Origin of the sequence: Rathayibacter sp. PhB179, assembly GCF_004345345.1 — a bacterium.
In the GTDB taxonomy this organism is placed as follows: Bacteria; Actinomycetota; Actinomycetes; order Actinomycetales; family Microbacteriaceae; genus Rathayibacter; species Rathayibacter festucae.
Map to the genome: position 1 here is coordinate 1 of NZ_SLVD01000010.1, position 24,396 is coordinate 24,396.

Below are 24,396 nucleotides of genomic sequence, written 5' to 3' on the forward strand. Positions count from 1 at the left end.
CGCGACCCCTCCATCGTCCAACCACAACGAGCCAGCCACAAGATCCTTTCCCCGCCCTGCACTGGCGCCGAAGGCGCCCCCTCCGCTCGATACGCCCTCTCCGAGGGCTACTCGATCAACATGAAGCGCCCACGCGCAGACGGCAGAGCTACCAGAGCATGCTGGTCGAAGTGCCGCGCAGCGGCGCCCCCGTGCTCATGGAAGAGCCGCGCAGCACCGCCCCCATGCTGGTCGAGTAGCCGCGCAGCGGCGTATCGAGACCGACGCGTCCGAGCACCGGCCACGCGTCTCGGGCTGGATCCGGCGCGCGGTTCGCCACTTTCTGCGGTTCTGAGCCGGAGGGACCAGCAGAAAGTGTCGAATCGGGACGAGCGGCGCCCGTGATCCGGCACGAACGGTCGTCCGCCGGCGCGGAGGACGACCGTTCGTGACGGATCGGCGGGGGCAGCGCGGGTCAGTGCTGCGGGTCGCCGCCGAGCTGGCCGATGGGGGGCAGGGGGCCGCCGTCGTCGGCGCCGGTGCGGCGCCAGCGGGCGACGGCGTTGCCGAGGTGGTAGATCACGAGGGCCGCGGCTGCGCCGAGCACGATGCCGCCGAGCTCGAAGCCGCCGGAGCTGAAGGAGAAGCCGGCGATCGCGATCACGAGGGAGACGGCGGCCGTGTACTGGTTGACCGGGCGGGAGAAGTCGACGCGGTTGTCGATCCAGATCTTGATGCCGATCACGCCGATGAGGCCGTAGAGCGCGGTGGTCGCGCCGCCGAGGACGCCGGCCGGGATCGAGTTGAACACCGCGCCGACCTTGGGCGAGAGGCTGAGCAGCACGGCGGTGACGCCGGCCACCCAGTAGGCGGCGGTGGAGTAGACGCGGGTCGCGGCCATCACGCCGATGTTCTCGCCGTAGGTGGTGGTGCCCGAGCCGCCGAACGCGCCGGAGACGGTGGTCGCGATGCCGTCCGCGATCAGGGCGCGGCCGGTGTGCTGGTTGACCGAGGAGTCGGTCATCGTGGCGACGCCGCGGACGTGTCCGACGTTCTCGGCGATGAGCACGAGCACGACGGGCAGGAACATCGCGATGCCGGACCACGTGGATCCGGACGCGAAGTCGGGGAAGCTGAACGGCGGCAGGCCGACCCAGGCGGCGTCGGCGACGGCGGAGTAGTCGATCTCCTGGCGGATCAGCGCGACGACGTAGCCGATGACGACGCCGACGAAGATCGAGACGCGGCCGAGGAAGCCGCGGAAGAAGACGCTGCCGAGGATGATCGCGGCGAGCGTGACCGTCGCGGTGACCGGCGCCTGCTGGAAGCTCGACCAGGCGGTCGGGGCGAGGTTGAAGCCGATCAGCGCCACGATCGCGCCGGAGACGACCGGGGGCATCAGGCGGTCGATCCAGCCGAGGCCGGCGAACTGCACGACGAAGCCGACGAGCGCGAGCAGCACGCCGACGGCGACGACTCCGGCGAGCGCCGATCCCGTCCCGCCGACCGCCGTCGCCGCGGTGACCGGGGCGATGAACGCGAAGCTCGAGCCGAGGTAGCTGGGCAGCTTGTTGCGGGTGATCAGGAGGAACAGCAGCGTGCCGACGCCCGAGAAGAGCAGGGTCGTGGCGACGGGGAAGCCGGTGAGCACGGGCACGAGGAAGGTCGCGCCGAACATCGCGACGACGTGCTGGATGCCGATCGCGACGGTCGCGGGCCAGTTGAGCCGCTCGGCGGGGCCGACGACGGCTCCGGGCGCGACGGTGCGGCCGTCGCCGTGCAGGGACCAGATGGGCATGGGGCTCCTCGGCGGGAAGGGGGGATGGGGGCGCTTCAGAGTAGCGAGGCGGCGGGCGGGCGACGGCGGCGGTCCGGCGGACCTCCGGCACGCGGAATCGGCTCCGGCACGCGGGAAGCCGCCGGAACCACGAGCCGGAGCTCGAATCACGAGCCAGAGGTACGCGGGGCGACCGGTGGCGCAGCTCCGGCACGCGGAATCGGCTCCGGCACGCGGGAAGCCAGCAGAACCGCGAGCCGGAACCGAAACCGCGAGCCGAAGGTGGGCGGGGCGGGCGGAGGCGCACCTCCGGCACGCGGAAACCGCTCCGGCACGCGGGAAGCCAGCAGAACCGCGAGCCGAAGCCGGAACCGCGAGCCGGAGGATCTCGGCGCGGGCGGAGGCGCACCCCCGGCACGCGGAAACCGCTCCGGCACGCCGGGATCCGGCAGAACGACGTGCCGGAGCCGGAATCGCGTGCCGGAGGTGCTCCGAGCAGGCGGCGCCGGCGCTCCCCGTGACGCAGCCGGGAGCCGGATCGGCGCGCCGGTGAAAGAACGGCGGGCGTGCCGGACAGGAGGGAGCATGAGGCACATGCCAGCTCCCCTCGCGGGTCCCGACCGCTTCGCCGCGCTCGCCGGCGTGGTCGCCGACCCCGTCCGCCGCTACCTCTGGCGCCGCACCGACGAGGCCACGGCCGACGACGTGCTCGCCGCCACCCTCGCCGTGCTCTGGCGCCGCGTCGCCGACGTGCCGGAGGACGACCCGATCGCCTGGTCGATCGGCGTCGCCCGGCTGCAGCTGCAGAACGCGCGCCGGATGCAGCGGCGCCAGGTCCTGCTCACCCACCGGATCGCCGTCGTCGACCCGCCGCAGGAGGTGCGCGACCCGGACGGGCCGTCCGCCACCGACGACGCCGTGCGCTTCGTGCTCTCGCGGCTGCGCGAGTCCGACGCCGAGCTGCTGCGGCTCTGGTCGTGGGAGGAGCTGGACGCCCGCGGGATCGGCGAGGTCCTCGGGATCACGCCGAACGCCGCGTCGATCCGGCTGCACCGCGCCCGCCAGCGCTTCGCGGAGCTCTACGAGAGCCGCGCCGCCCAGGACCCGACGACCTCAGAAGGAGGAGCACGATGACCGCGATCGAGGACTCGGAGCTGCGCCGCCTGGTGCGCTCGACCGACCCGGCGGAGGGGCTCGCCCCGCTCACCCGCGCGCAGCTCGCCGAGCACCGGGAGCGGGCGATGGGCGGCCAGGCTGTGGGCGGGCAGGGCACCGACCCCCACGACTCCGACCCCGCCGCCGTCCGCCGCCGCCGCTCCCCCTGGCTGATCGTCGGGGTCGGTGCGCTCGCCGTGGGCGCCGCCGCGTCGCTCCTGCTCCCCTTCGCCCTCGGCGTCACCACCGGCGGCTCCGCCTCCGCGCTGCGGCTGCCCGCGACCGGCGGGCCGATGGACCAGTGCGCCCCGGTCACCGCCGAGGCGCTCGCGCCGTCGCAGCTCGCCTTCCGCGCCGAGGTCGCCTCGATCGACGACGGCACCGTCACCCTGCGCGTGATCGACCGGTTCGCCGGCGACGTCGGTGACGCGGTGACGGTGACCCAGGCGGCGGAGTCGGCCGTCGACGGGGCCCCGATCGTCTTCGAGCGCGGCATCGACTACCTGATCGCCGCCGACGGCGACACGATCCTCACCTGCGGGCTGAGCGCGGCCGACTCCCCCGAGCTGACGAGCGTGTACCGGGAGGCGTTCGCGCAGCGGTAGTCGCCGGCCTCAGGCGAACAGCCCGAGCACCCACCCGAGCACCAGCGGGCCGAACGCCACGGCGAGCACCCCGAGCCCCAGCACGAAGCCGACGAGGCTCACGCGCGCGCCGCGGAGCGTCTCGTCCGCGCGCAGCCGGTTCCGGGCGCCGAGCGCCAGCACGATCGCGACGACGGCGAGCGCCGACGCGAGCAGCGGGACGCCGACCAGCAGCGCGCCGAGCACCGCGACGCCCGCGCTCGCGAGCGCGCGGGAGTCGACCGGTCGCGGAGTCGTGCGGGTCTGCTCGGTCATGCTCCGAGCCTGGCACAGGGCGGCGGACCGGGGTGAGCCACCCGCCCGGTCGCACGCGCACCCCCTCGGTGGCAAGGGGCTCTGCAAACGCCAGGAGCGCGGCGGAGGGTGGGAACACCGACGATCCTTCTGGAGACAATGGTGTACTTCCACGTTCAACGACTCATCACCGACATCGAGCAGGACGAGCCGGATCCGGCCGCCGCGAACGCGCTGCAGGAGGGCCTCGGCGGGCAGTTCGGCGAGATGCGCACGATGATGCAGTACCTCTTCCAGGCGATGAACTTCCGCACCGAACTCTCGGCGAACGAGCAGGCCCCCGAGGGCGTGCCGTCGACGATCGCGCCGGAGCGCTTCGAGGAGTTCTCGCCCGGGCTGGACCCCGAGCTGCTCAAGCTCATCCAGACCACGGCCGAGATGGAGCTGGACGAGATCACCTCGTTCTACGGCCCCACCGCGAAGTAGCACGACCCCTCCGGTCCCGCGCGGTCGCTTCCGCGCGGGACCGGTCCGTTCCCAGGAGACAGGCCCATGCCGACGTTCCGGCTCCTCGAACCCCGCCGCCCGGCGGGTGTCCCTCTGCACGAGCTCGGCGACGCGTCCGCGCTGATCGGCGACGGCGACGTCCTGATCCGCAGCGTCACCCTCGCGCACCGCGAGATCTCCCCCGGCGCGCTCTTCGCCGCACTGCCCGGCCGGCGCCGGCACGGGGCGGACTTCGCCGACGAGGCCGCCGCGGCCGGAGCGGTCGCCGTCCTCACCGACGAGGCCGGGCTCGCGGCCGCGCGGGCGAGCGGCCTGCCGGTGCTGGTGTCCGCGGATCCCCGGGCCGCCCTCGGCGCGATCGCCGCCCGCGTCTACGGCACCGACCGCGACCGTCCCCAGCTGCTCGGCGTCACCGGCACCAACGGCAAGACCAGCACCGCGCACCTGCTCGACGCGGTGCTGCGCCGGCTCGGCGTGCCCTCCGGCCTCAGCTCGACCGCGGACCGCCGCAGCCGCGACACCGTCGTCGCCAGCCGCCTGACCTCGCCCGAGGCGCCCGAGCTGCACGCGCTCCTCGCCCGGATGCGCGAGGACGGCGTCGAGTCCGCCGCGATCGAGGTCAGCGCGCAGGCGCTCATCCGCTCGCGGGTCGACGGCCTCGTCTTCGACGTCGCCGGCTTCACCAACCTCAGCCACGACCACCTGGACGACTTCGGCGACCTCGGCGCCTACCTCCGAGCGAAGCAGCGGCTCTTCCGCCCCGACCGCAGCCGGCGCGGCGTCGTCGTCGTCGACACTCCGGAGGGGCGGACGGTCGCCGCGGAGGCGGAGGTGCCGGTCGTCACCGTCGGCTCCACCGCCGAGGCGGACTGGCGCGTGGACGTCCTCGCGCTGAGCGCCGACGCGACCCGGTTCCGCCTGACCGCGCCCGACGGCTGGGGCGTGACCACCTCCGTCCCGCTGATCGGCCGGCACATGGCCTCGAACGCGGCGCTGGCCCTGGTGATGCTGATCCAGGCGGGCCACGACCGCGACGCGCTCGCCCGCGCCGTCGCCGACGGCATCGACGTCGCCGTCCCCGGCCGCACCCTGCTCGTCTCCGGCGAGGCCGGGCCGCGGCTCTACGTCGACTTCTCGCACACCCCCGACTCCGTCGCCCGGACCGTCGACGCCCTCCGCGAGGTCACGCCGGGCCGGGTGCTGGTGATCCTCGGCGCGGACGGCGACCGCGACCCGAGCAAGCGCGCGCCGATGGGCCGCGCCGCCGCCGAGCGGGCCGACCTGCTGATCGTCACCGACCACCACCCGCGCTTCGAGGACCCGGCGCGGATCCGCCGGGCGCTGCTCGACGGCGCCCGCGACGGCCGCTGCGAGGTGCAGGAGATCGCCGAGCCCGCGCAGGCCGTGCGCGCCGCCGTCGGCCGGGCCGGGGCGGACGACTCGATCCTCTGGGTCGGCCCGGGCGCCACCGACTACCGCGTGGTGCTGGATCAGGACCTGCCGTACTCGCCGCGCGCCGATGCGGCGCTCGCTCTGGCGGAGGCGGGCTGGGCGGTCTGAGCCGCCGGCTCCCACGGCCCCGTGCTTGACTGGCCGGGTCGTCGCGACCGGAGGGGGTGCAGGTGTTCTCCTCCCTCCCCGTGCGCCGAGTGCAGAAGCACCCCTCCGCGCTCGAGTCCGTCGTCTGGCCCGCGACCCTGCCGCCGGTGCGCCAGGTGCTCGACGAGGGCTGGGACCTCGGCCCCGTCTCGGTGATCACCGGTGAGAACGGCTCCGGCAAGTCGACGCTGCTCGAGGCGATCGCGCTCGCCTACGGGCTGAACGCCGAGGGCGGCTCGACCGGCGCGATGCACTCGACCCGCGTCTCGGAGTCGGACCTCTCCCAGCAGCTGCAGCTCGTGCGCGGGGCGGGCGCCTCGAAGCGCGGCTTCTTCCTCCGCGCGGAGACGATGCACGGCTTCTTCACCTACCTCGAGGACATCGGCCTCGGCGATGCGGATTACCACGAGCGCTCCCACGGCGAGTCGTTCCTCGACATCGTCGTGAACCGCTCCCGGATCCGCGGGCTCTGGCTGCTCGACGAGCCGGAGTCGGCGCTCTCGGTCTCGGGCTGCCTCGCGCTGATCGGGCAGCTGCGGTCGCTGGTGGCGGGCGGCTCGCAGGTGATCCTCTCGACGCACTCGCCGGTGCTGGCGGCGCTGCCGGGCGCGGACCTCTACGAGCTCGGCGAGTGGGGCCTCCGCCGCTCGGAGTACGACGATCTGGACCTCGTGCGCACCTGGCGCGGCTTCCTCGGCGACCCGCAGCGGTACCTCCGGCACCTGGACTGACCGGGGCCGCGCACAACATCAGCTGAGAAGGGTGGGCCTCCTCTGTGGGGGGGAGGGACCCCCTTCTCAGCTGATGTTGTGCAGCGCTCACCGGCAGGCCGGCGCGGTCAGGCCGTTGAAGGCGAAGCTCTCGCCGGGATGGGCGGGCCGGATCGACGCGCGCAGGTGCTCGAAGGCGGCCTGCGTCGTCGCGCCCGCTCCGGGCGTCGCCGCGCACTGCAGCGACGACGAGGCGAAGGAGTCGACGACGGGCCCGGAGCCGTCGGCCGCCTCCGCCGCGATCTCGGCGCCGATCGCGTAGCCGCTCCCCCGGTCGGTCATCGCCGTCATCGTGCCGAGCACGCGCGGCCAGACGACGGAGTCGCGGAGCGAGCGCGGGGTGGACCCCCCCGGCGACCCCGTCAGCGCGACGTTCAGCACCGCGCCGTTCAGGTGCACCGTCGACTGCCGGACCCCCGAGAAGGAGCCGTCGATCTCGCGGGCGAGGCGCACGATCTCGTCGGCCGGGCGCTCCTCCTGCACGCGGATCGAGGCGGCGCCGCGCGACTCGGTCGCGGGCTGCTCGATCGTCCAGTCGAGGTCGCCCTCCGTGAGGGCGGAGCGCTGCTCGAGGAGGAGATCGAGCGCGTCGAGTGCGGTCGCCGCACTGGTCGGGGCGAGGACGATCGCGAGGACGGGGTAGCTCTCGACCGTCCGCACAGAGAGGCTCCCGTCGATGCCGCGGCGCAGGGCGTCCCAGGCGTCGACCGGTGCCGTGCGCTCCCGCGGGTCCGCGATCGACAGGACGTCGTCGCCGACCCGCAGCACCAGCTCGCTCGAGCGCCGCCCCGCCGGAGCCGCGCCGAGCGCCGCGTCGATCGCCTCGGACGCCGTGGCCGCGACGGCGACGAGGCGCTCCGCCGGACAGTTTTCCCGGGCGGTGACCTCGACGTCGAAGACCGCCTGCTCACCGCGCACGAGGAGCGGCGCCGGCCGCCAGTCCGCCCTCGCGCTCTCGACGCAGTCGTCCGCCGACAGCGCCAGCTCGAGTCCCTCCGCAGGCCCCGTGCCGGTCGCGACGACCGCGATCGTCAGAAGTACCGCCGCGCCCGTGAGCGCTCGTCCCCGTCGTCCCACGCCGTTCCCCCGTCTTCGCTTGCTGCCGTGTATCGAAGGCGAGAGTATCGATTTTCGATAGGAATCGCATGTCTTTCGATATGCTGGCCTCTCGACACGCACCCCTTCCGACCCAGGAGCCCCGCATGCCCCGACCCGTCCTCCACGCGCTCCGCACCCTCCTGCTGGTGCTGCTGCTCGGCTGCGTGCTCGTGCAGCTCGCCGTCGGCCCGGTCGCCCGCGAGGCGCTCGACGGCGGGCCGGTCGACGCGGTGCTCGTCGCCGTCGTGGTTGCCGGGCTGCTCTGCGTCGAGGCCGTGCTGATCGCGGTCTGGCGGCTGCTCAGCCTGGTCCGCGACGACACGCTCTTCGCGGGCGACCACCGCTCCGACCTCTGGGTCGACCTCGCGATCGGCGCGTTCGTCGCCGGCGCGGTGCTGGCCGTCGTCGGCGCCGTCGCCTCGCTCGCCGCGGCACCCGCGCCCCTGCCGGCCCTCGCCTTCGGGCTGGTCGCCGTGGCGAGCGCGACGACCGCGCTGATCGTCGTGGTGATGCGGCGCCTCCTGCACCTCGCGGTGGCGCAGCGCAGCGAGCTCGCCGAGGTCGTCTGATGGCGATCGTCCTGCACCTCGACGTCGAGCTCGCCAAGCGCAAGATGTCGGTGACCGACCTGGCCGCCGCGGTCGGCATCACCACCGCGAACATCTCGATCCTCAAGAACGGCCGCGCCAAGGCCGTTCGCTTCTCCACCCTCGACGCGATCTGCGCGGTCCTCGACTGCCAGCCCGGCGACATCCTGAGCCGCGTGCCGGATGAGGAGGGGAGCGATGCCGAACTCGTCGGAAGCGGTGCGGACGGCTGATCGGAGACTCCCGCAGGGCGAGCGGGTCCTGGCGGCGGGAGTCGTGCAGCTGATGGTCGTCGTCGTCCTCGCCGTCCTCGGGCCGATCGCGCCGACCTACGGACTGCTCGGCGCCGACCGGGGGGAAGCGCTGTGGTGGGGCACGATCGTCCTCGGCGACGTCGTGCCGACGGTCCTCGGGATCGAGCTGGTCCTGCTCGCGAGCGGCTGCCTCACCGTCCTCGTCGGCGTCTGCCTGCCGTGGACGCAGCGGACTCCGTCGACGACCCGGAGCGTCGTCTCGGGCGTGGCCGGTCTGGCCCTGGCGATCTGCGTCGTGTGCTCCGTCTTCTTCTCGCTCGTCTTCGCTTTCAGCGCCTACCAGGTGCTCCCCGGCGCGAGCGACTCGGGCTGCCGCCTCGTCGTGCGGGAGTCCGCGTTCCTCCTCCTGGCCGATGGCGCGATCGGCGTGCTCCGTACGGGGTCGGCGGTCGTCGAGTGGCAGGAGGACTACTCCGCGGACGACGGCCACGCGCCGTTCAGCGCGGACGACTACGAGCTTCACTGGAGCGGGGACGTGGCGCAGCTGCGGCTCGGGATGAAGCGGATCCAGCCCGTGTGGCTCGAGGGCGACGGCCTGCTCGACTGCTCCCGCTGAGAGCGCTCCCTCCACACCCCGCGAAGGGGGACATCGGGCGCGCTCGATCGTCTCCGCGCCGAAACAGGCGTGCAACATCCGGCTCCGAGACTGGGGAGGCTCCAAGCCCCCTCCCACTCGATCCGAAGGTTGTCGCTTGTCCACCACCCCCTCGTTCCGGAGGGTCGTCCGACTCTCCGCCGCCACCGCCCTGTGCACCGGACTCGCACTCGGCACCGCCCTCGCCGCCCCCGCGGCGCTCGGCGCGACCACTCCCCCCGTCGACGCGGCCGCCCCCGCAGTCGTCGACCTCAGCATCACCGACGCCCTGGCGCTCCTGCAGTCCGGCGCGACGACGTCCGTCGCCCTGACCCAGCGCTACCTCGACCGCATCGCGGCCTACGACGACCCCTACGGCGACCAGCCCGGTCTCGCCGCGGTCATCCTGGCCAACCCGGACGCGCTCGCCACCGCGGCCGAGCTCGACGCCGAGCGCGCGGCCGGCTCGATCCGCGGCCCGCTGCACGGCATCCCGATCCTGGTGAAGGACAACTACGCCACGTTCGACATGCCCACCACCGCGGGCAGCGCCTCGCTGCACACGTACCAGACGAAGCTCGACTCGACGGCCGTGCAGCGCCTGCGCGACGCCGGCGCGATCATCCTCGCGAAGACCAACATGGCGGAGTTCGCCTGGCACGGCACCTACACGCTCAGCTCCGAGCGCGGCCGGACGAACAACCCCTACAACCAGGCGAACAGCGCCAGCGGCTCGAGCGGAGGCACCGGCGCGGCCGTCGCCGCCGGCTACGCCCCCGCGGGCCTCGGCACCGATACCTGCGGCTCGATCGTCGGACCGAGCGCGCACCAGAGCCTCGTCGGCTACCGGCCGACCATGGGCCTGACCAGCGTCACGGGCATCGTCCCGCTGTCGCCGCGCCAGGACGTCTCGGGACCGATGACGACGACCGTCACCGACGCGGCCCTCCTGATGGAGGTGCTGGCCGGCTACGACCCGACCGACCCGCTGACCGTCATCGCGGACCAGCAGGACAGCTCCACCTACGTCGAGGGGCTCAGCGACACCGCGCTCGAGGGCAAGCGCATCGGCTACGTGCGCTGGGACTACGAGGAGGACCCGGCCCGCCCGGGCCTCGCCGAGACCACCGGGCTCGTCGACCAGGCGGTCCTCGACCTCGCCGCGCAGGGCGCCGAGATCGTGCCGGTGCCGACCTTCACCCGCGAGTTCGTGGCGAACACGCTCGTCAGCGGCGGCTACCTCGACCTGCGCCCCGGCATCGACGCGTTCTTCGCGGACACCGAGGCCACCTGGCCCGAGGGCCTCGCGGGTCTCACGGAGCCGGTCGACGCGCTGACCTTCTCGGACGTCATGGCGGACGGGAAGACCTCGCTGCTGCCCGACGACGTCGCGTTCTTCAACAGCAACGCGGACATCCCGAACCCCGCGTACGACGCGGCGATCGCGGCCCAGGACGCGGGCAAGCTGGCGATGGACCAGTTCTTCATCGACAACGACCTCGATGCCCTGGCGATGCCGACCAGCGCGACGGCGGCGACCCCCGACTGGGCGGGCACGACGTTCTGCGACGTCGGCGCGAACACCGGAGTCCCGACGGTCTCGCTGCCCGCGGGCTTCACCTCGACCGGGACCGCCGCCGGCCTCGAGCTGGCCGCCCCGCGCAGCCAGGACGCGGCGCTGCTCGCGATGTCGTACGACTACGAGCAGGCGACACTGAACCGCGTCGCCCCGGCATCGACCCCGGAGCTGGCCGCCGCGCCGACCCCGGAGCCGACGGCCTCGCCCACCGCGCCGCCGGTCGAGCCGACGGCGGAGCCCACCGTGGCGCCGACGGGCGAGCCGACCGTGGCGCCCACCGTCGCGCCGACCGCGACGGCCGGGCCCGTCGCGCCGGCGCCGACCGCGACGCCGAAGCCCACGGCGAAGCCCGCCGCGTCGCTCGCGCACACCGGCGCCGAGGGCACGACGGGGCTGGCCGCGCTGGCCTTCGCCCTCATCGCCGGCGGCGCAGGTGCGCTCGCGCTGACCGCGACGCGCAGGCGCACCGCCCAGAAGTAACCACCGCACGGCAGGCGGGGTCGGCGGAGTTCCGCCGGCCCCGCTTCCGCGTCTCGGCCGCGCAACATCAGCTGAGAGCGCGTCTCATCGCCGATGAGCGACGAGGCCCACTCTCAGCTGATGTTGCGGAGAGCTTCCGCGGCTCGGCCGGCGCCGCCCATGCTGATCGAGTAGCCCGCGCAGCGGGCGTATCGAGATCCACCACCGCCGGAAGTCGAGCCAGCAGACCCCGCACCCTCAGGCGGCCACCGCGACCGGCTCGCTCCGCGCCCGCGGCGCCCAGCCGACGGCGATCGCCGCGACGGCGAGCGAGAGCTGCCCGACCCACGGCAGCACCGCGGACACGACCGACGCATCGCCACCGCTGGTCGCGAACGAGTCGGCGATGGACATCCCGATGCCGAAGCCCGTGAAGAAGCGGAAGAAGATCGCCGCGCCGACCAGCGACAGCATCACGATCACGAGCCGCCGCGGAGTGAGGGCGTCGCCCGCGCGGTGCACGGCGAGCGCCGCCACGAACAGCGCGGGCACCGTCCAGAAGGCCGCCCAGATCGCGGTCGCGACGAGCGTGCCCGTGATCGAGAAGCCGTCGCGCTCGGCCAGCAGCCGGTAGATCGTGGCGAGATCGGTGCCCGGCACCTTGGTGAGCGGATTCCAGACCAGCAGGTCGACCCCGCCGACCACGACCACGGCGACCACCAGCGCCGCCCCGCCCAGTGCGATCGGCACCCGCTGCGCCCGCGACGCGGTCCGATGCTCCCACACGATCGGCCGCGTCCCGCCGATCACCGCGACACCGGTCGCCAGCCCCGCGCTCGACACCAGGAAGCCCAGGAGCGGCAGCCACCACGGCGCCCCCGGCATCAGCACCCCGCCCGCCACCATCGCCGGCCCCGCGATCGCCGCGAGCAGCGACACCCGCGCCGTCCTCGTCTCGGCGGCGCGCGCGGCCCCCGCCATGTGCGCGGCGCCGACCAACCCGACGACGAGCGCCAGCCCGATGAGGACCCGACCCGTCGCCTGCATCACCGTGAGCACCCCCGCGGAGACCCCCTCCGGCACGACTCCTCCGCCGGTCAGGTACCCGCCGATCAGGATCACCGCGGCCGCCGTCAGCAGCCCGAGCCCGCGCCGCGCCAGCCGCCGCGGCCGCAGGAACCGCGGCTCCCCCGAGTGCACCGGCAGCCCGCGGTCGAGGGTCGCGCTGAGCACGAGCGCGCCGAGCACCACGTCGCGGCGCTGCAGCCCCGCCTCGCCGGCACCGGCGACGTCGGCCCGCCACTCCTCGAGGTAGCGCTCGCGGGCGAGCGGCGGGAGCAGAAGGGCCAGGAGTCGCAGCAGCAGGTCGATCACGCGCGGGCCTCCACTCCGGACAGCCGGACCGGCCGGGCGGCGGCGGCCTCGAACCGCGCGACCGCGGTCGCCGCCGCCTGCGCCCCCTCGCTCGTCAGCTCGTAGAGCCGGCGCCGCGGACCGCTGCGCTCCGTGTCCGTCTCCCACGCCGACGACACCCAGCCGGCCCCCTCGAGCCGCTCCAGGATCGGGTACACACTGCCTGCCGGACGCCCGGTTCCCTTGATGACGAGCATCCCCCAGGTCGGCCCGGAGGCGTCGAGGAGCGCGCGGAGCACGTCCGCGGTCGCGGCGGTCATGCGGCTGAGCGGAGTCATGCGCCGAGGCTACCTATGTAGAGATAGAACGGTCAACCGCGCTGCTGCGATACTCGCGGCATGACCGCGTACAACCCCGCCGTGTATCCCGAGCCCACCCCCGGCACCGGCCCGCAGCCCCCGAAGACCGGCAACGGCCTCGGGCTCGCCTCGCTGATCATCGGCATCGTCGCGCTCGTCGGCGCCGTGATCCCGATCGTCAACTACGTCTCCGGCTTCGTCGCCTTCGTCGGCCTGGTGCTCGGCGTCATCGCGCTGTTCCTCAAGGGCAGGAAGAAGGGAACGGCGATCGCCGGCGTGATCCTCAACGCCCTGGCGATCGTGCTCGCGATCATCCTGGCGATCGTCTACACCGCCGGCTTCGCGAGCGGCATCTCGAACGCCATCGCGACCGCGCAGGCGTCGGCGACGTCCGGCACTCCCCAGACCCTCGTCTACGAGGTCACCGGAGCGGGCACGAGCACGTCGATCGTCTACTCCACCCTCGACGGCGCGAACTCCGGCGTCGAGCAGGCCGCCGCCCAGCCCCTCCCCTTCACGAAGGAGCTGCAGGTCGACAGCACCGCCTTCCAGGCGTTCTCCGTCACCGCGACGAACGGCGCCGACGACGAGGGCGACATCACCTGCCGCATCACCCTCGACGGCGAGGTCCTCGCCGAGGAGACCGGTACCGGCGCCTTCGGCTCGGCCGTCTGCATCGCGACCCCGCGGTAGGACGTAACGCGACATACGCCACCATCAGCGGCGGCGACTGCTAATTTGTCGTTGATTTTTAAGCGAGGTCGAGCTGTGACAAATTCAGCAGTCGCCCGTCCTGGGCGCGGGCGTCCCAGCCGGGACGACGTCTTCCGGCGCTTCGCTACAGCGATCGACGAACTCGCCAACTATGGAGGACTGCCCAAGCCTCATGAGGCGAAGAAGCTGTGGGATGACCTCTGGCATCTCGAAGCGCACCACTCGACCGCCATCGAGGGCAACACTCTTGTTCTGCGGGAAGTGGAGCAGCTGCTCGAGCAGGGCCGCGCGGTGGGCTCGAAAGAGCTCAAGGATTACATGGAGGTGCTGGGCTACGCGGAGGCAGCGCGCTGGGTGTACCAGCAGGCGATGGAACCGACATCTTGGGGACACGACAGCCTCGTCGTCGTCACCGAGGTCCGCCGTATTCACGCCGTCATGATGGCGAAGGCCTGGGACGTTGCTCCTCACCCGGACGCCCAGGACTCTGAAGCGCCGGGGAACTGGCGTCGACACGAGATCCACTCCTTCGCCGGCGGGATGAAGCCACCAACCTTCATGCTCGTTCCTGCAGAGGTCAGCGCATGGGTGGACCGCGCCAACTCGATGCGCCGCCGTCTCGACGCAGGCGAGCTCTCCGTCGGTCAGGTTCCGGAAGAGCTCGCCAAGCTGCATCGTGAATTCGAGGCGATCCACCCCTTCATCGATGGAAACGGCAGAAGCGGACGTCTCTTGTTGAACCTGCTGTTGATCCGGCTGGGCTGGCCGCCGGCCATCATCCTGAAGGAACAAAGGGTGAAGTACCTCCGGGCCTTGCAGCGCTCCGACGAGGGAGACGACGGTCCCCTCGCGGAAGTCATCAGCCGATCCGTCATCGACAATCTGCACCGCCTGATTCCCAATATCGCAGGACCGGCGAAGTACGTTCCACTGGAAGCGCTCGCGGACGAGGAGTTCAGCCTCCTCGCGCTGCGGCAGGCCGCCGCTCGAGGGAGGCTGGAGGCGATCATCGGTAGCGACGGACGGTACCGCTCGAGCAAAGCGGCGGTCGCCGACTACCGCGCATCCAAGTACATCCGAACAGCAAAGTAGATCTGAAGGACCGGCCCTAAGGTCGCTCCTAATGAAAGTACTCGTCCTTCTCCAGGACGGGCGGCGCTGTCTGCCAGCATGAAGACCTGCACTCGACGAGGGGGACATCTGTGGGGATCGTGAAGTGGCTTCTGAGCCTGCTGGAGACAGTGCCGACGCCCGAGAAGCCGGCGGGTACGACCGGCGCAAGGGTCCCCGCCTTCGCCGTCATCGACGTCGAGACGACAGGCCTCTCCCCTCGGCAGGACCGCATTCTCGAACTGGCGATCGTCCGCACCGATGCGGCGGGAGTCGTGGTCGACGAGTGGGTGTCCCGCTTCGATCCTGAAGGCCCGGTCGGCGCCACCCACATCCACGGCATCCGGGCGTCGGACGTCGCCGGCGCCCCGCTGTTCCGCGACCTCGCCCCGACCATCGCCGCCGCACTCGGCGGAGTCACGATCGTCGCCCACAACGCGAAGTTCGACACGGCCTTCCTCCACGAGGAGTTCCAGGCGGCGGGATGGGCGGTTCCCAGACTGTCGACCTTCTGCACCATGGACGGAAGTCACCACTACCTCCCGGACCTTCAGCGCCGACGTCTCGCCGACTGCTGCTGGGGTGCCGGCGTCGAGCTGGTCGACGCCCACTCCGCACTCGGTGACGCACGCGCCACGGCAGCACTGCTCCGCAGCTACCTCACCGCCGATCGTCGTCGCCCGCATCCGACGCTGGCCGCACTTCCGCGCACACCGCTCTGGCCGAGCGCGCCGTCTCGAGCCGCTGTCTCGCGGCGCCGCGACGCCGGAGCACGGCGGAGCGCTCCCGTCCGCCTCACGCCGAAGCGCCGAGAGCAGCAGCCCCTCGTGCAGCAGCTGACGAACGTCGGCCTTCTCGAGCTCATCGACGAGGGCGCGCCGGTCGGAACGATCGCCTACCTCGAGCTGCTGCTCGACTGCCTCACCGACGGCGACCTCTCGGTGTCGGAGGCGTCCGCCCTCGATGAGCTGACCCGGACGTTCGGCCTCTCCGCGGCGGATGTCGCCTCCGCCCACACGGCGTTCCTGCAGGCGCTCGCGCACCGGGCCCTCGACGACGGCCGGGTGTCGCAGTCGGAACGGCAGCAGCTCCTGGCCCTCGCCGCCCTGCTGTCCGTCCCGGCGAACTCGGTCAAGACCCTCATCGAGCGCGCGGACGCCGCGCGGATCACCCGGCTGAGTGCCGGGCTCGGGCCGCTGCCCCGGATCTGGGCGCACGGCGCTCCCCTCCATGTCGGCGACCGCGTCGCCTTCACCGGTTGCGACGAGAGTCAGCGCGAGAAGCTGGAACGACGCGCCGAGCAGCTCGGGGTCCGGGTGCTGGGCAACGTCTCCCGCCTGACCGCGGTCCTCGTCGCAGACGGCTCCTTCTCGGGCGGCAAGCACGAGCGCGCCCTCGAGTACGGAACTCGGATCGTCCATCCGGACACCTTCGAGATCCTCCTCGAGCACCTCCAGCCGGCACGCTCGTCCGCCGAGCCGGAGACGCGCGCGACGCCTGCCGCGCCGCGCTCCCGACCTTCCGAAGTGGTCGTCGCTCTGCCGTCCGAGGCACGCTCGACGGCGTCCCCCTCCGAGATCCGCAGCTGGGCGCTGGCGAACGGCCACGACGTCGGCGTTCGCGGGCGGCTTCCGAAGGACGTGATCGCGGCGTTCGAGGCGGCGCGCCCGAGGGCATAGGCCCCACCGGATTCACCATCGACGCGACGGCGGGATTCGAACCCGCGTCAGCGGTGTTGCAGACCGCTCCCTGGCCTCTCGGGCACGCCGCGATGGCGGCGGGAGCCGGTGTTCACGCACCGGATCCCGCGTGCATCCAGGGTGCTGCCCGGACGCTCGCGAGCGAAGCCCACTACCCCCGATGACGGGGCGTTTCGCCGTGTGACGCCGTGAACTGCACGCTCGCGGGCAGGCGAGGGCCTAGCCTCCGAACGTGAACGAACGGCCCGAAGCGGCGACCAGGACCGGGACATCGAGACGCCCCCGGCGCCGCGCCCTCGTGATCGGCGGCGTAGTCGCCGTGCTGGTCGCGATCCCCGTCGGGCTCGTGGCGCTCGCGCTCAGCGACTGGGGCGACCCGACGGCCGGCACGGTGCCGCCGGAGGGCGACGGCCGGGTGCTGGTCGCCCGGCTGCTGCCCGTGCTCGACGACGACGCGGCGATCGCCGAACTCGTCCCCGCCGACACCGCGGAGCAGCGGGCGACGATCACGCGGTTCTGCTCAGACCTGGTCGGGAACGATCCGGTCGTGACGATCTACGACGCGATCGTGCCGACACCGTTCAGCGTCTCCCTGCACACGGTGCCGCAGCCGGGAGTCGCCCCGCACCAGTGCGCGCTCGGGTTCAGCTGGGTGAAGGACGAGGGCTGGCACGTCGGCGCGGAGGCGAGCCGCCTGGACTGACCCCGCGCCGACGCGGCCGGCTACTTGCGGAACATCCGGGCGGTCGTCTCGAAGAGGCCGGCGACCGGGCGCTGCTGCTCGCCCTGCTGGGCGCCGAGGACGATGATGACCGCGGTCAGCACCGGGATCGCCCACTGGGTGACCTTCTGGACGCGGAGTGCGGTCGTCAGCTCGTCGGAGTTGCTCGACGACGCCTCGGTGACGCCCTTCGCGCCCTCGTCGGCGTGCTTGGCCTGGGTCGCGCCGGCGATCGCGGCGGTGACGGAGGCGGCGCCCGCGAGACCGGTGACGATCGTCTTCACGACCGTGTTGGTGCGGCTCTCCTGCTGGTTCGCCAGGCGGGTCTTGTTGGAGAGGATCAGGCCGATGCCGCCGACGCCGTGGGCCGCGATCGCGGCGAGCTGCACGGGGGTCCAGCGGGCCCAGCCGTTCGCGGCGAGGCGCAGGCGCTCCGACGGGTCGGAGGAGGTGGACGCGGCGCCGTTCAGGCCGACGGCGCCCATCAGGGAACCGCCGAACCAGGCGGCGGCGCCGAGGTCGTGGAGGCTGCGGACGAGCGTGTTGCGTGAGGGCATGGAGGCCTCTTCCTGTGCGGGTCGTCTGAGGGTGGCTGGCTCCTGACGGTACGCGCGTGCCCGCGAAACGAACGGGGCTTGACCTCTCGGCCGTGGCGCGCTCGAGTGGAGCGGTACCGACCCGAGGAGCGAGCACGATGAGCGACGACACGACCGACGACGAGAAGCGCGGGATCCGCGACGACTTCCACGACGCCGTGAACATGACGGCGAAGGAGATCGAGGGGTGGCTCGAGAAGGACGAGTCGAAGGAGGTCGGCCAGAAGCCGGCGAGCGGCGGCGAGTCCGTCGGCCACCACAGCGGGCGCCGGATCATCGACATCCTCGGCACCAAGCAGGCCGACCTGAGCGAGGACGACTACGCGCACATGAAGAAGGTCACCGGCTACGTCGCCCGCCACTCGAAGCAGCGGCCCTCCGGCGACGTCACCGAGACGAAGTGGCGGTACTCGCTGATGAACTGGGGCAACGACCCGCTGAAGGGGTGAGCCGGGCCTCGCTGCCGAGGCGTCCCCGAACCGTCGAGACGTCCCTGTACAGCGGGACGCCTCGACGGGAGCAGGACGCCTCGGCGGCCTACGTGCCTGCGGTGGGCGGATCTCGATACGCGCGCTGCGCGCGCTACTCGATCAGCATGGAGGGGGCATCAGCACGGGGACGCGGGCAAGCAGGCGAGTCCGCACGACGGAGGCGTAACCCGCCACGTGACGTGCGTACGGCACCATGCTGGTCGAGTAGCCGCGGGACGCGGCGTATCGAGACCCACCCCGTGAGAACAGCCGCCCTAGGCGTCCGACCGCGGCCCTGTGCATGCTGGTCGAGTAGCCGCGGGACGCGGCGTATCGAGATCCACCCCGTAAGAACAGCCGCCGCAGGCGTCCGACCGCGGCCCTCCATGCTGGTCGAGTAGCCGCGGGACGCGGCGTATCGAGACCCGCCCCGTAAGAACGGCCGCCGCAGGCGTCCGATTGCCGGCCCCAGCGCGCTGGTCGAGCAGCCGCCGCAGGCGGCGTAGCGAGTGGAGCGCCGTCGAAGCCAGCGCAGGGCGGCAAGGAGACCGACGTCCTTGCGGTGGGCGGGTCTCGATACGCCCCTCCGGGGCTACTCGACCAGCATGTTCGAGGGCGTCATCCAGGTAGATCCCGCCGTCAGTCGACCGCGCAGCTCGCGTCGATCGGGCCGATCACGCCGCCGGTCACCGGGACGATGCCGCAGTTCGGGAAGCCCGCGCGCGGCCGGTGCGCGGGGTCGATGGCGCGCAGGAGGCTGCCGAGCACCGTGCCGTGGGTGACGACCAGCACGTCGCCGTGCTCGGCGGCCGGCAGGATCAGCGCGAGCGCCGCCTCCACCCGCTCCCGGACCGAGGCGGCCGTGTCCGCTCGGCCGGAGGGGTCGTGCCGGTGGATCGCGTCGATGACGCTGTCCAGGCCCGCGTCGGTCATCCGCGGCCAGTCCGCCGAGGCCGGCACGTAGGTGTAGCCGTGGTCCGCGAAGACCGGTTCCCAGAGCGACGTGTTCGGCTGCCCCTCGAAGCCGCCGAAGTGCCACTCCCGCAGCGTCGTCGTCGGCACCGGCTCGATCGACGGATGCCCCGCGAGCGCCGCCGCGGCCGTGGTCCGCGTCCGGGTCAGGTCGCTCATGAACGCCGCGACCAGCGGCACCCCGCGCATCCGCTCCCCGAGGGCCGCGATCTGCCGCTCGCCCCGCGAGGTCAGCGGCGAGTCGCACCACCCTTGCAGCTGGCCGTTGACGTTGAACAGCGTCTGGGCGTGCCGGACGAAGTGGACGGTGCCGCGGGTCATGGTGCTCTCTCCGTAGTGATGGACAGGACGGGAACGCGCCCTACTCCGGCGCCGCCCGCGCGATGTGCAGCGCCAGGAACGCCACCTCCTCGTTCGGCAGCTCCGCACCGTACTCCGCCCGCACGAACGCGCGCACCCGCTCCGCCGTCGCCACCGCCCGCGGATACCGCGTGCTGAGGCTGGTGAAGAGGAAGTCGTCCGAGCTGACCAGCAGCCCGCCCGAGAAGAACCGCTCGGCGAAGTACTGCAGGTGCGCCACGAAGCGCGCCGAGCGCAGGTCCTCGCGGTCCAGCGCCGCCCCGCTCGTGTGCTGGATGATCGCGGTCACGGAGCGGATCAGCTGGACGATCCGCAGCGAGTCGATGCCGACCTTGCCCAGCTCCGCGTTGGCGAGGTGGAAGGCCACGTTCGCCGCCTCGTCGTCCGGCACGTCCACTCCGAGCCGCGAGCGCATCGCCGCGACCGCCCGCTCCCCCACCGCGTACTGCACGGGGTAGACCGAGCGCATCTCCCAGGCCAGCCGGTTCGCGACCGCGAGCCCGCGCCGCTGCCGCTCCACCGCGAAGTGCAGGTGGTCGGTCAGCGCGAGGTACACGTGCGGGTCGAGCTTCAGCCCCTGCTCCTCCGCGTCGGCGACGACGGCCCGCGTCAGCTCGACGAACTCCGGCGGGATCTGCGCCAGCAGCTCGACGAGGTTCCGCTGGTCGGCGTCGTCGAGCGCGACGAACACCTGGTCCACCGCGGACGCCTCGATCACCTCGCCCGCCTTGGCGCCGAAGCCGATCCCCTTGCCGAGCAGCACCCGCTCGGCGCCGCGCTCGTCGACGACGAGCACGACGCTCGAGTTGAGCACCTTCTTGATGGTCTGCATGCGTGTCTCCGTCGACGGCGTCTGCGCGGCCCGGCAAGCGGGTGGAGCGAGGAGGGTCATCCCAGGTCGGCGCCGTTGGACGCGATGACCCGCTGGTACCAGAAGAAGGAGTCCTTCCGGTACCGGTTCGTGCTGCCATGGCCGAGGTCGTCCATGTCGACGTAGACGAACCCGTAGCGCTTCGAGATCTGCGAGCTGGAGGCGCTGATCAGGTCGATCGGCGCCCAGCTCACGTAGCCGAGGAGCTCCGCACCCTCGTCCACCGCCTGGATCATCTGCTCGAAGTGCGCGCGGAAGTAGTCGATCCGATAGGGGTCGTGGATGCGGGGATCCTCCCCCTCATTGTCCGATGCGACGAGCTCGTCCCGCATCCCGAGCCCGTTCTCCACGATGAACAGCGGCTTGCCGTAGCGGTCGTAGAGGTCGATCAGCGAGATGCGCAGGCCGACCGGGTCGATCTGCCAGCCCCACTCGCTCGACTCGAGGAACGGGTTCTTCACGCCGAGCACCGTGTTGCCGGGGGTGCGCTCGGCGTCCGGGCGCACCGACTCCGTCATCGACATGTAGTAGCTGAACGAGATGAAGTCGACCGGGTGCTCGCGCAGCAGCTCGGCGTCCCCCTCCGCGAACGGGATCTCGACGCCGCGTGCAGCGAGCGCGCGGAGGGCGAGGCGCGGGTAGGCGCCGCCGGCCTGGACGTCGGTGCAGAGGTAGAGCATCCGCTCCTTGGCCTGGGTGGCCGCGACGTCGTCGGGGTGGCAGGTGTTCGGGTACGTCGTCAGCATCGTGAGCATGCAGCCCATCCGCGCCTCGGGCCAGAGCTCGTGCAGGATGCGGGTGACCGACGCCGACGCGACGAACTGGTGGTGCAGCGCCGTGTAGCAGGCCTGCTCCACACTCCCCTCGACGGTCTCCTCGATGATGCCGCCCGAGGTGAACGGGTGGCGGATGATCCCGTCGATCTCGTTGAACGACAGCCACATGTCGACGAGGTGGCCGAAGCGCTCGAAGCAGGTGCGGGCGAAGCGCTCAAACAGCTCGATCGTCCGGCGCTCGACCCAGGCGTTGTGCTTGAGGGCGAGGGCGAGCGGCGGGTCGTAGTGCGAGAGGGTGACAAGCGGCTCGATGCCCAGGCGCCGCATCTCGGTGAAGAGCGCGAGGTAGTAGGCGATGCCCTCCTCGAGCGGCTCCGCCTCCTCCCCCGTCGGGTAGAGCCGGGTCCAGGCGATCGAGACGCGGAGGGTCGTGAAGCCCATCTCCGCGAAGAGCGCCAGGTCGCCGGGGTAGCGGTGGTAGAAGTCGATGCCGCGGCGCTTGGGGTAGTACTCGGTGTCGTCGTCCGCCATCGCCGCGGTGATGCTCGCCACCGTGTTCTGATGGTGGATCGCGTACTCCTTGGGGTCGGCCTTCGGCTTGTAGGAGGCGACGTCACTGACGGCCGGCCCGCGCCCGCCCTCGCGCCACGCGCCCTCGACCTGGTTGGCGGCGAGTGCGCCGCCCCAACGGAATCCCTCAGGCAGCGCCATCGGCGAGCTCCTTCTCTTTCTGGGTGACGGTGATGATCGCATCGCCCGCCGACACGCGGTCGGCGGGCTCGATGAGCACGGTGTACTCGGCCGAGTTGGTGATCAGCACCGGGGTGGTGGTGTCGTAGCCGGCGGCGGTGATGGCCGCGAGGTCGGCGGTGAGCAGCAGCTGCCCGGCCTCGACGCGCTCGTCGACGGCGACGTGCACGTCGAAGGGCGCGCCGTCGAGCTGGACCGTGTCGAGGCCGACGTGGATGAGGGCCTCGACCCCGTCGTCGCGGCGCAGGCCGATGGCGTGCTTGGAGCTGAGGACGGCGATGACCGTGCCGGCGAACGGCGAGCGGACGACGCCGTCGGTCGGGCGGATGGCGATGCCCTCGCCGAGGACGCCGGCCGAGAAGACGGGGTCGTTCACCTCGCTGAGCGGGATGACGTCGCCGCTGAGCGGGGCGGTGAGGGCGGTCGCGTCGTCGGCGTCCTTCGCGACCACGTCGCCGAGGGCCTGGACGCTGGCGGAGGCGTCGTCGCGCCAGATGATGAAGGAGACGACGAACGAGACGGCGACGGAGATCAGCAGGCCGATGACCGCGTTGAGCAGGTTCCACGGGTTGAGCCCGTCGATGAACATCGAGATGCTCGCGACGCCCGGGCTGACCAGCGCGAACGCGGCGACCTGGGTGGCGCCGATGTAGGCGCCGCCGACGACGCTGCCCGAGATCACGGAGATCAGCGCGCGCTTGTTCTGCAGGGTGACGCCGTAGAGGGCGGGCTCGGTGATGCCGAAGAGGGCGGAGAGTCCGCCGGAGAAGGCGGTCGCCCGCAGCGCCGCACTCTTGGTGCGCAGGGCGATCGCGAGGCTGGAGCCGGCCTCCGCCGCGTTGTGCGCGAGCGAGGAGGCGAGGTAGAAGGTGTCCTTGCCCGCGCTGGCCATCGTCGCGATGGTCGGCGGGATGAAGGCCTTGTGCATGCCGACCGAGATGATCAGCGGCAGGACGCCGGCGAGGAGCGCGACGGCCACCCAGCCGAGCGCGCCGTAGAGGCCGATCAGGGCGCCGGTGAGCATCGAGCCGAGCCAGTAGCCGAGCGGGCCGAGCAGGAAGATCGTGGCAGGCGCGACGATGACGAGACACATCAGCGGCACGTAGAACGTGCGGATCGGGCCCCAGGAGTGCTTCGTGAAGAAGCGCTCGACGACCGAGAGCAGGAGGACCGCGAGGATCGCCGGGAACACCTGCGCGTTGTAGGCGATCACCGGGACCGGGATGCCGAAGAGGGCGACGCCGCCCTCCTGGTTGAGCAGCGTGGTGAATGCCGGGAAGACCAGGACTCCGACGAGTCCGAGGGCGAGCGGCCGGTTGACGTCGAGCTTCTTGGCGCTCGTGTACGCGACGAGCAGCGGCAGGAAGCCGAACACCGCGTCCGGGATGGCGGACAGCAGCTTGAAGTTGTCACTGGCGGGGTCGAGCCAGCCCACCGCGGAGGCGAGGACGAGGAACGACTTGAAGATGCCGGCGCCGGCGATGGCCGGGATGATCGGCGTGAAGACGCTGACGACGAAGTCCATGATCGTCGCGCCGAGCCGCTTGAGCGACCGCGGCTGCTTGGTCTTGGGGGTGGTCGCCTCGGTGCCGCCGCGCAGCTTCTCGACCGCCGCGTACATCTCGGCGACGCCGTTGCCGACGATGACCTGCGTCTGCGGCCCCATGACGACGCCGATCACGCCGGGCACCGCCTTGAGGGCGTCGACATCGGCCTTCTGGTCGTCCGCGAGCGCGAAGCGCAGGCGGGTCGAGCAGTGCTGCAGCTTCGAGACGTTGCCGGCGCCGCCGACGTGCTCGAGGATCGCCTTCGCGCTGTCCTGGGTACTCATCGGTACTCCTTCGGGTGTGTGGGGGACGCGCGCTTCCCTGCGCTGTGCTGCGTGTTGTCCTGCCGTCCGTCGCTGTCCCCGCCCCGTCATCGGCGCGTCAGGAGGCGTCCGGGCACAAAAAAAGGACCCGACGACGCTTCGTACGCGTTTCGTCGGATCCTGCCTGCACGACCAGTCACATGTCCGAGAGCGAACGTAACACGGGGGTGGCGGGGGCGTCAAAGACGCGGGCGGAGGCGCAGCATGCCGGGCGGCTCGGCCTCGAAATTAAGGCTGAGCGCTCGGAAGGCAGCACAAGTGGGCGGATAGCGCCCCTCAACCTTCGTTGCGAGGGTGCCCCATGATGGAGTCGTGGATGTCCTCGAGGTTGTTGCTGCCGTCATCGAGAGCGACGGCCGCATCCTGGCCTGCCGCCGCCGACCCGAGACGGACAGCAGCGGGGCATGAAAAAACCGGCGAATCCACCCCGTCAACGTGAAATCGTAGAACACGAGAGTTGATATTGCTCATCGCCACGGGCTCTCCATCGCACAAATT

The 24,396-nt window shown here is 72.0% G+C and carries 23 protein-coding genes, 1 tRNA gene and 1 pseudogene; 14 read left to right on the forward strand and 11 right to left on the reverse strand.

Translation table 11 applies throughout. The annotated features are described in order from the left end of the window. Window positions 1–454: 454 nt before the first annotated feature. Window positions 455–1,777: a solute carrier family 23 protein gene (locus EDF43_RS17775; RefSeq protein ID WP_123446681.1), complete on the reverse strand. Its 1,323-nt coding sequence runs from the start codon at window positions 1,775–1,777 to the stop codon at window positions 455–457. 573 nt (window positions 1,778–2,350) lie between these two features. Between EDF43_RS17775 and EDF43_RS21985 the strand changes: the two genes are divergently transcribed. Further along, entirely contained in the window at window positions 2,351–2,890 is a 540-nt protein-coding gene (locus EDF43_RS21985; RefSeq protein WP_123446682.1) for a sigma-70 family RNA polymerase sigma factor, read from the forward strand. Continuing rightward, window positions 2,887–3,516: a hypothetical protein gene (locus EDF43_RS17785; RefSeq protein WP_132437902.1), complete on the forward strand. Its 630-nt coding sequence runs from the start codon at window positions 2,887–2,889 to the stop codon at window positions 3,514–3,516. Before EDF43_RS21985 ends, EDF43_RS17785 begins: the two co-directional genes overlap by 4 nt. A 9-nt stretch (window positions 3,517–3,525) precedes the next feature. Here EDF43_RS17785 and EDF43_RS17790 read toward each other — a convergent pair whose 3' ends face one another. Then, on the reverse strand, window positions 3,526–3,810 hold the full coding sequence (locus EDF43_RS17790; protein ID WP_132437903.1) for a hypothetical protein: 285 nt from the start codon (window positions 3,808–3,810) through the stop codon (window positions 3,526–3,528). A gap of 141 nt (window positions 3,811–3,951) precedes the next feature. On the opposite strand from EDF43_RS17790, the pseudogene EDF43_RS22430 reads away from it, so the two are divergent. From EDF43_RS22430 to EDF43_RS17805, 3 genes and pseudogenes are all read left to right on the forward strand, one after another. Then, window positions 3,952–4,101: pseudogene (locus EDF43_RS22430) on the forward strand (manganese catalase family protein); the annotation flags it as partial. Window positions 4,102–4,341: 240 nt separating this feature from the next. Continuing rightward, on the forward strand, window positions 4,342–5,856 hold the full coding sequence (locus EDF43_RS17800; protein WP_132437905.1) for a UDP-N-acetylmuramoyl-L-alanyl-D-glutamate--2,6-diaminopimelate ligase: 1,515 nt from the start codon (window positions 4,342–4,344) through the stop codon (window positions 5,854–5,856). Window positions 5,857–5,912: 56 nt separating this feature from the next. Continuing rightward, a complete protein-coding gene (locus tag EDF43_RS17805; protein WP_243581243.1) occupies window positions 5,913–6,626 on the forward strand; it encodes an AAA family ATPase in 714 nt (237 codons plus the stop codon). Window positions 6,627–6,713: 87 nt separating this feature from the next. On the opposite strand, the gene EDF43_RS17810 is transcribed toward EDF43_RS17805, so the two are convergent. Beyond that, entirely contained in the window at window positions 6,714–7,742 is a 1,029-nt protein-coding gene (locus EDF43_RS17810; RefSeq protein WP_132437906.1) for a hypothetical protein, read from the reverse strand. A 125-nt stretch (window positions 7,743–7,867) separates the two neighbouring features. Between EDF43_RS17810 and EDF43_RS17815 the strand changes: the two genes are divergently transcribed. The 4 genes from EDF43_RS17815 (at window position 7,868) to EDF43_RS17830 (ending at window position 11,297) form a co-directional block, all read left to right on the forward strand. Then, a complete protein-coding gene (locus EDF43_RS17815) occupies window positions 7,868–8,332 on the forward strand; it encodes a DUF2975 domain-containing protein (RefSeq protein ID WP_165909172.1) in 465 nt (154 codons plus the stop codon). After that, a complete protein-coding gene (locus tag EDF43_RS17820; RefSeq protein ID WP_132437908.1) occupies window positions 8,332–8,583 on the forward strand; it encodes a helix-turn-helix transcriptional regulator in 252 nt (83 codons plus the stop codon). The genes EDF43_RS17815 and EDF43_RS17820 overlap by 1 nt, the downstream gene beginning before the upstream one ends. Next, on the forward strand, window positions 8,549–9,220 hold the full coding sequence (locus tag EDF43_RS17825) for a hypothetical protein (protein ID WP_132437909.1): 672 nt from the start codon (window positions 8,549–8,551) through the stop codon (window positions 9,218–9,220). The genes EDF43_RS17820 and EDF43_RS17825 overlap by 35 nt, the downstream gene beginning before the upstream one ends. A 136-nt stretch (window positions 9,221–9,356) precedes the next feature. Beyond that, window positions 9,357–11,297: an amidase family protein gene (locus tag EDF43_RS17830; RefSeq protein ID WP_132437910.1), complete on the forward strand. Its 1,941-nt coding sequence runs from the start codon at window positions 9,357–9,359 to the stop codon at window positions 11,295–11,297. 237 nt (window positions 11,298–11,534) lie between these two features. Here the strand turns inward: EDF43_RS17830 and EDF43_RS17835 are convergent, their stop codons facing one another. Together EDF43_RS17835 and EDF43_RS17840 are read right to left on the reverse strand one after the other, a co-directional pair. Continuing rightward, a complete protein-coding gene (locus EDF43_RS17835; RefSeq protein ID WP_132437911.1) occupies window positions 11,535–12,650 on the reverse strand; it encodes a hypothetical protein in 1,116 nt (371 codons plus the stop codon). Continuing rightward, the gene (locus EDF43_RS17840) at window positions 12,647–12,967 is read right to left on the reverse strand and encodes a helix-turn-helix transcriptional regulator (protein WP_132437912.1); all 321 of its coding nucleotides are present in this window, start codon (window positions 12,965–12,967) and stop codon (window positions 12,647–12,649) included. Before EDF43_RS17840 ends, EDF43_RS17835 begins: the two co-directional genes overlap by 4 nt. A gap of 60 nt (window positions 12,968–13,027) precedes the next feature. Here EDF43_RS17840 and EDF43_RS17845 point away from each other — a divergent pair, with 60 nt between their 5' ends. The 3 genes from EDF43_RS17845 (at window position 13,028) to EDF43_RS17855 (ending at window position 16,491) form a co-directional block, all read left to right on the forward strand. After that, window positions 13,028–13,681 (forward strand): MmpS family transport accessory protein, encoded by a 654-nt coding sequence (locus tag EDF43_RS17845; protein WP_132437913.1) that lies wholly within the window; start codon window positions 13,028–13,030, stop codon window positions 13,679–13,681. A 75-nt stretch (window positions 13,682–13,756) separates the two neighbouring features. Continuing rightward, window positions 13,757–14,794, forward strand: coding sequence for a Fic family protein (locus EDF43_RS22555; protein ID WP_132437914.1), 1,038 nt, complete (start codon window positions 13,757–13,759; stop codon window positions 14,792–14,794). 110 nt (window positions 14,795–14,904) lie between these two features. Next, a complete protein-coding gene (locus tag EDF43_RS17855) occupies window positions 14,905–16,491 on the forward strand; it encodes a histone-like nucleoid-structuring protein Lsr2 (RefSeq protein WP_132437915.1) in 1,587 nt (528 codons plus the stop codon). A 21-nt stretch (window positions 16,492–16,512) separates the two neighbouring features. Here the strand turns inward: EDF43_RS17855 and EDF43_RS17860 are convergent. Continuing rightward, window positions 16,513–16,583, reverse strand: a tRNA-Cys gene (locus tag EDF43_RS17860). A gap of 161 nt (window positions 16,584–16,744) precedes the next feature. Here EDF43_RS17860 and EDF43_RS17865 point away from each other — a divergent pair. Next, on the forward strand, window positions 16,745–17,215 hold the full coding sequence (locus tag EDF43_RS17865) for a hypothetical protein (protein WP_132437916.1): 471 nt from the start codon (window positions 16,745–16,747) through the stop codon (window positions 17,213–17,215). A gap of 20 nt (window positions 17,216–17,235) precedes the next feature. On the opposite strand, the gene EDF43_RS17870 is transcribed toward EDF43_RS17865, so the two are convergent. Next, window positions 17,236–17,790: a hypothetical protein gene (locus tag EDF43_RS17870; RefSeq protein ID WP_132437917.1), complete on the reverse strand. Its 555-nt coding sequence runs from the start codon at window positions 17,788–17,790 to the stop codon at window positions 17,236–17,238. A 137-nt stretch (window positions 17,791–17,927) separates the two neighbouring features. Here EDF43_RS17870 and EDF43_RS17875 point away from each other — a divergent pair, with 137 nt between their 5' ends. Beyond that, on the forward strand, window positions 17,928–18,278 hold the full coding sequence (locus tag EDF43_RS17875; RefSeq protein ID WP_123736695.1) for a DUF3140 domain-containing protein: 351 nt from the start codon (window positions 17,928–17,930) through the stop codon (window positions 18,276–18,278). A 660-nt stretch (window positions 18,279–18,938) separates the two neighbouring features. On the opposite strand, the gene EDF43_RS17880 is transcribed toward EDF43_RS17875, so the two are convergent. Genes EDF43_RS17880 through EDF43_RS17895 form a run of 4 tightly spaced genes read right to left on the reverse strand, consistent with a single transcriptional unit; the run spans window position 18,939 to window position 23,859 of the window. Beyond that, window positions 18,939–19,592, reverse strand: coding sequence for a histidine phosphatase family protein (locus tag EDF43_RS17880; RefSeq protein ID WP_132437918.1), 654 nt, complete (start codon window positions 19,590–19,592; stop codon window positions 18,939–18,941). Window positions 19,593–19,632: 40 nt separating this feature from the next. Beyond that, complete coding sequence (locus tag EDF43_RS17885; RefSeq protein WP_132437919.1) at window positions 19,633–20,463, reverse strand: PRD domain-containing protein; 831 nt, start codon at window positions 20,461–20,463, stop codon at window positions 19,633–19,635. Between the two features lie 56 nt (window positions 20,464–20,519). Next, complete coding sequence (locus tag EDF43_RS17890; RefSeq protein ID WP_132437920.1) at window positions 20,520–21,989, reverse strand: family 1 glycosylhydrolase; 1,470 nt, start codon at window positions 21,987–21,989, stop codon at window positions 20,520–20,522. Continuing rightward, window positions 21,976–23,859, reverse strand: a complete 1,884-nt coding sequence (locus EDF43_RS17895; protein ID WP_132437921.1) for a beta-glucoside-specific PTS transporter subunit IIABC — start codon at window positions 23,857–23,859, stop codon at window positions 21,976–21,978. Before EDF43_RS17895 ends, EDF43_RS17890 begins: the two co-directional genes overlap by 14 nt. Window positions 23,860–24,396: the final 537 nt, after the last annotated feature.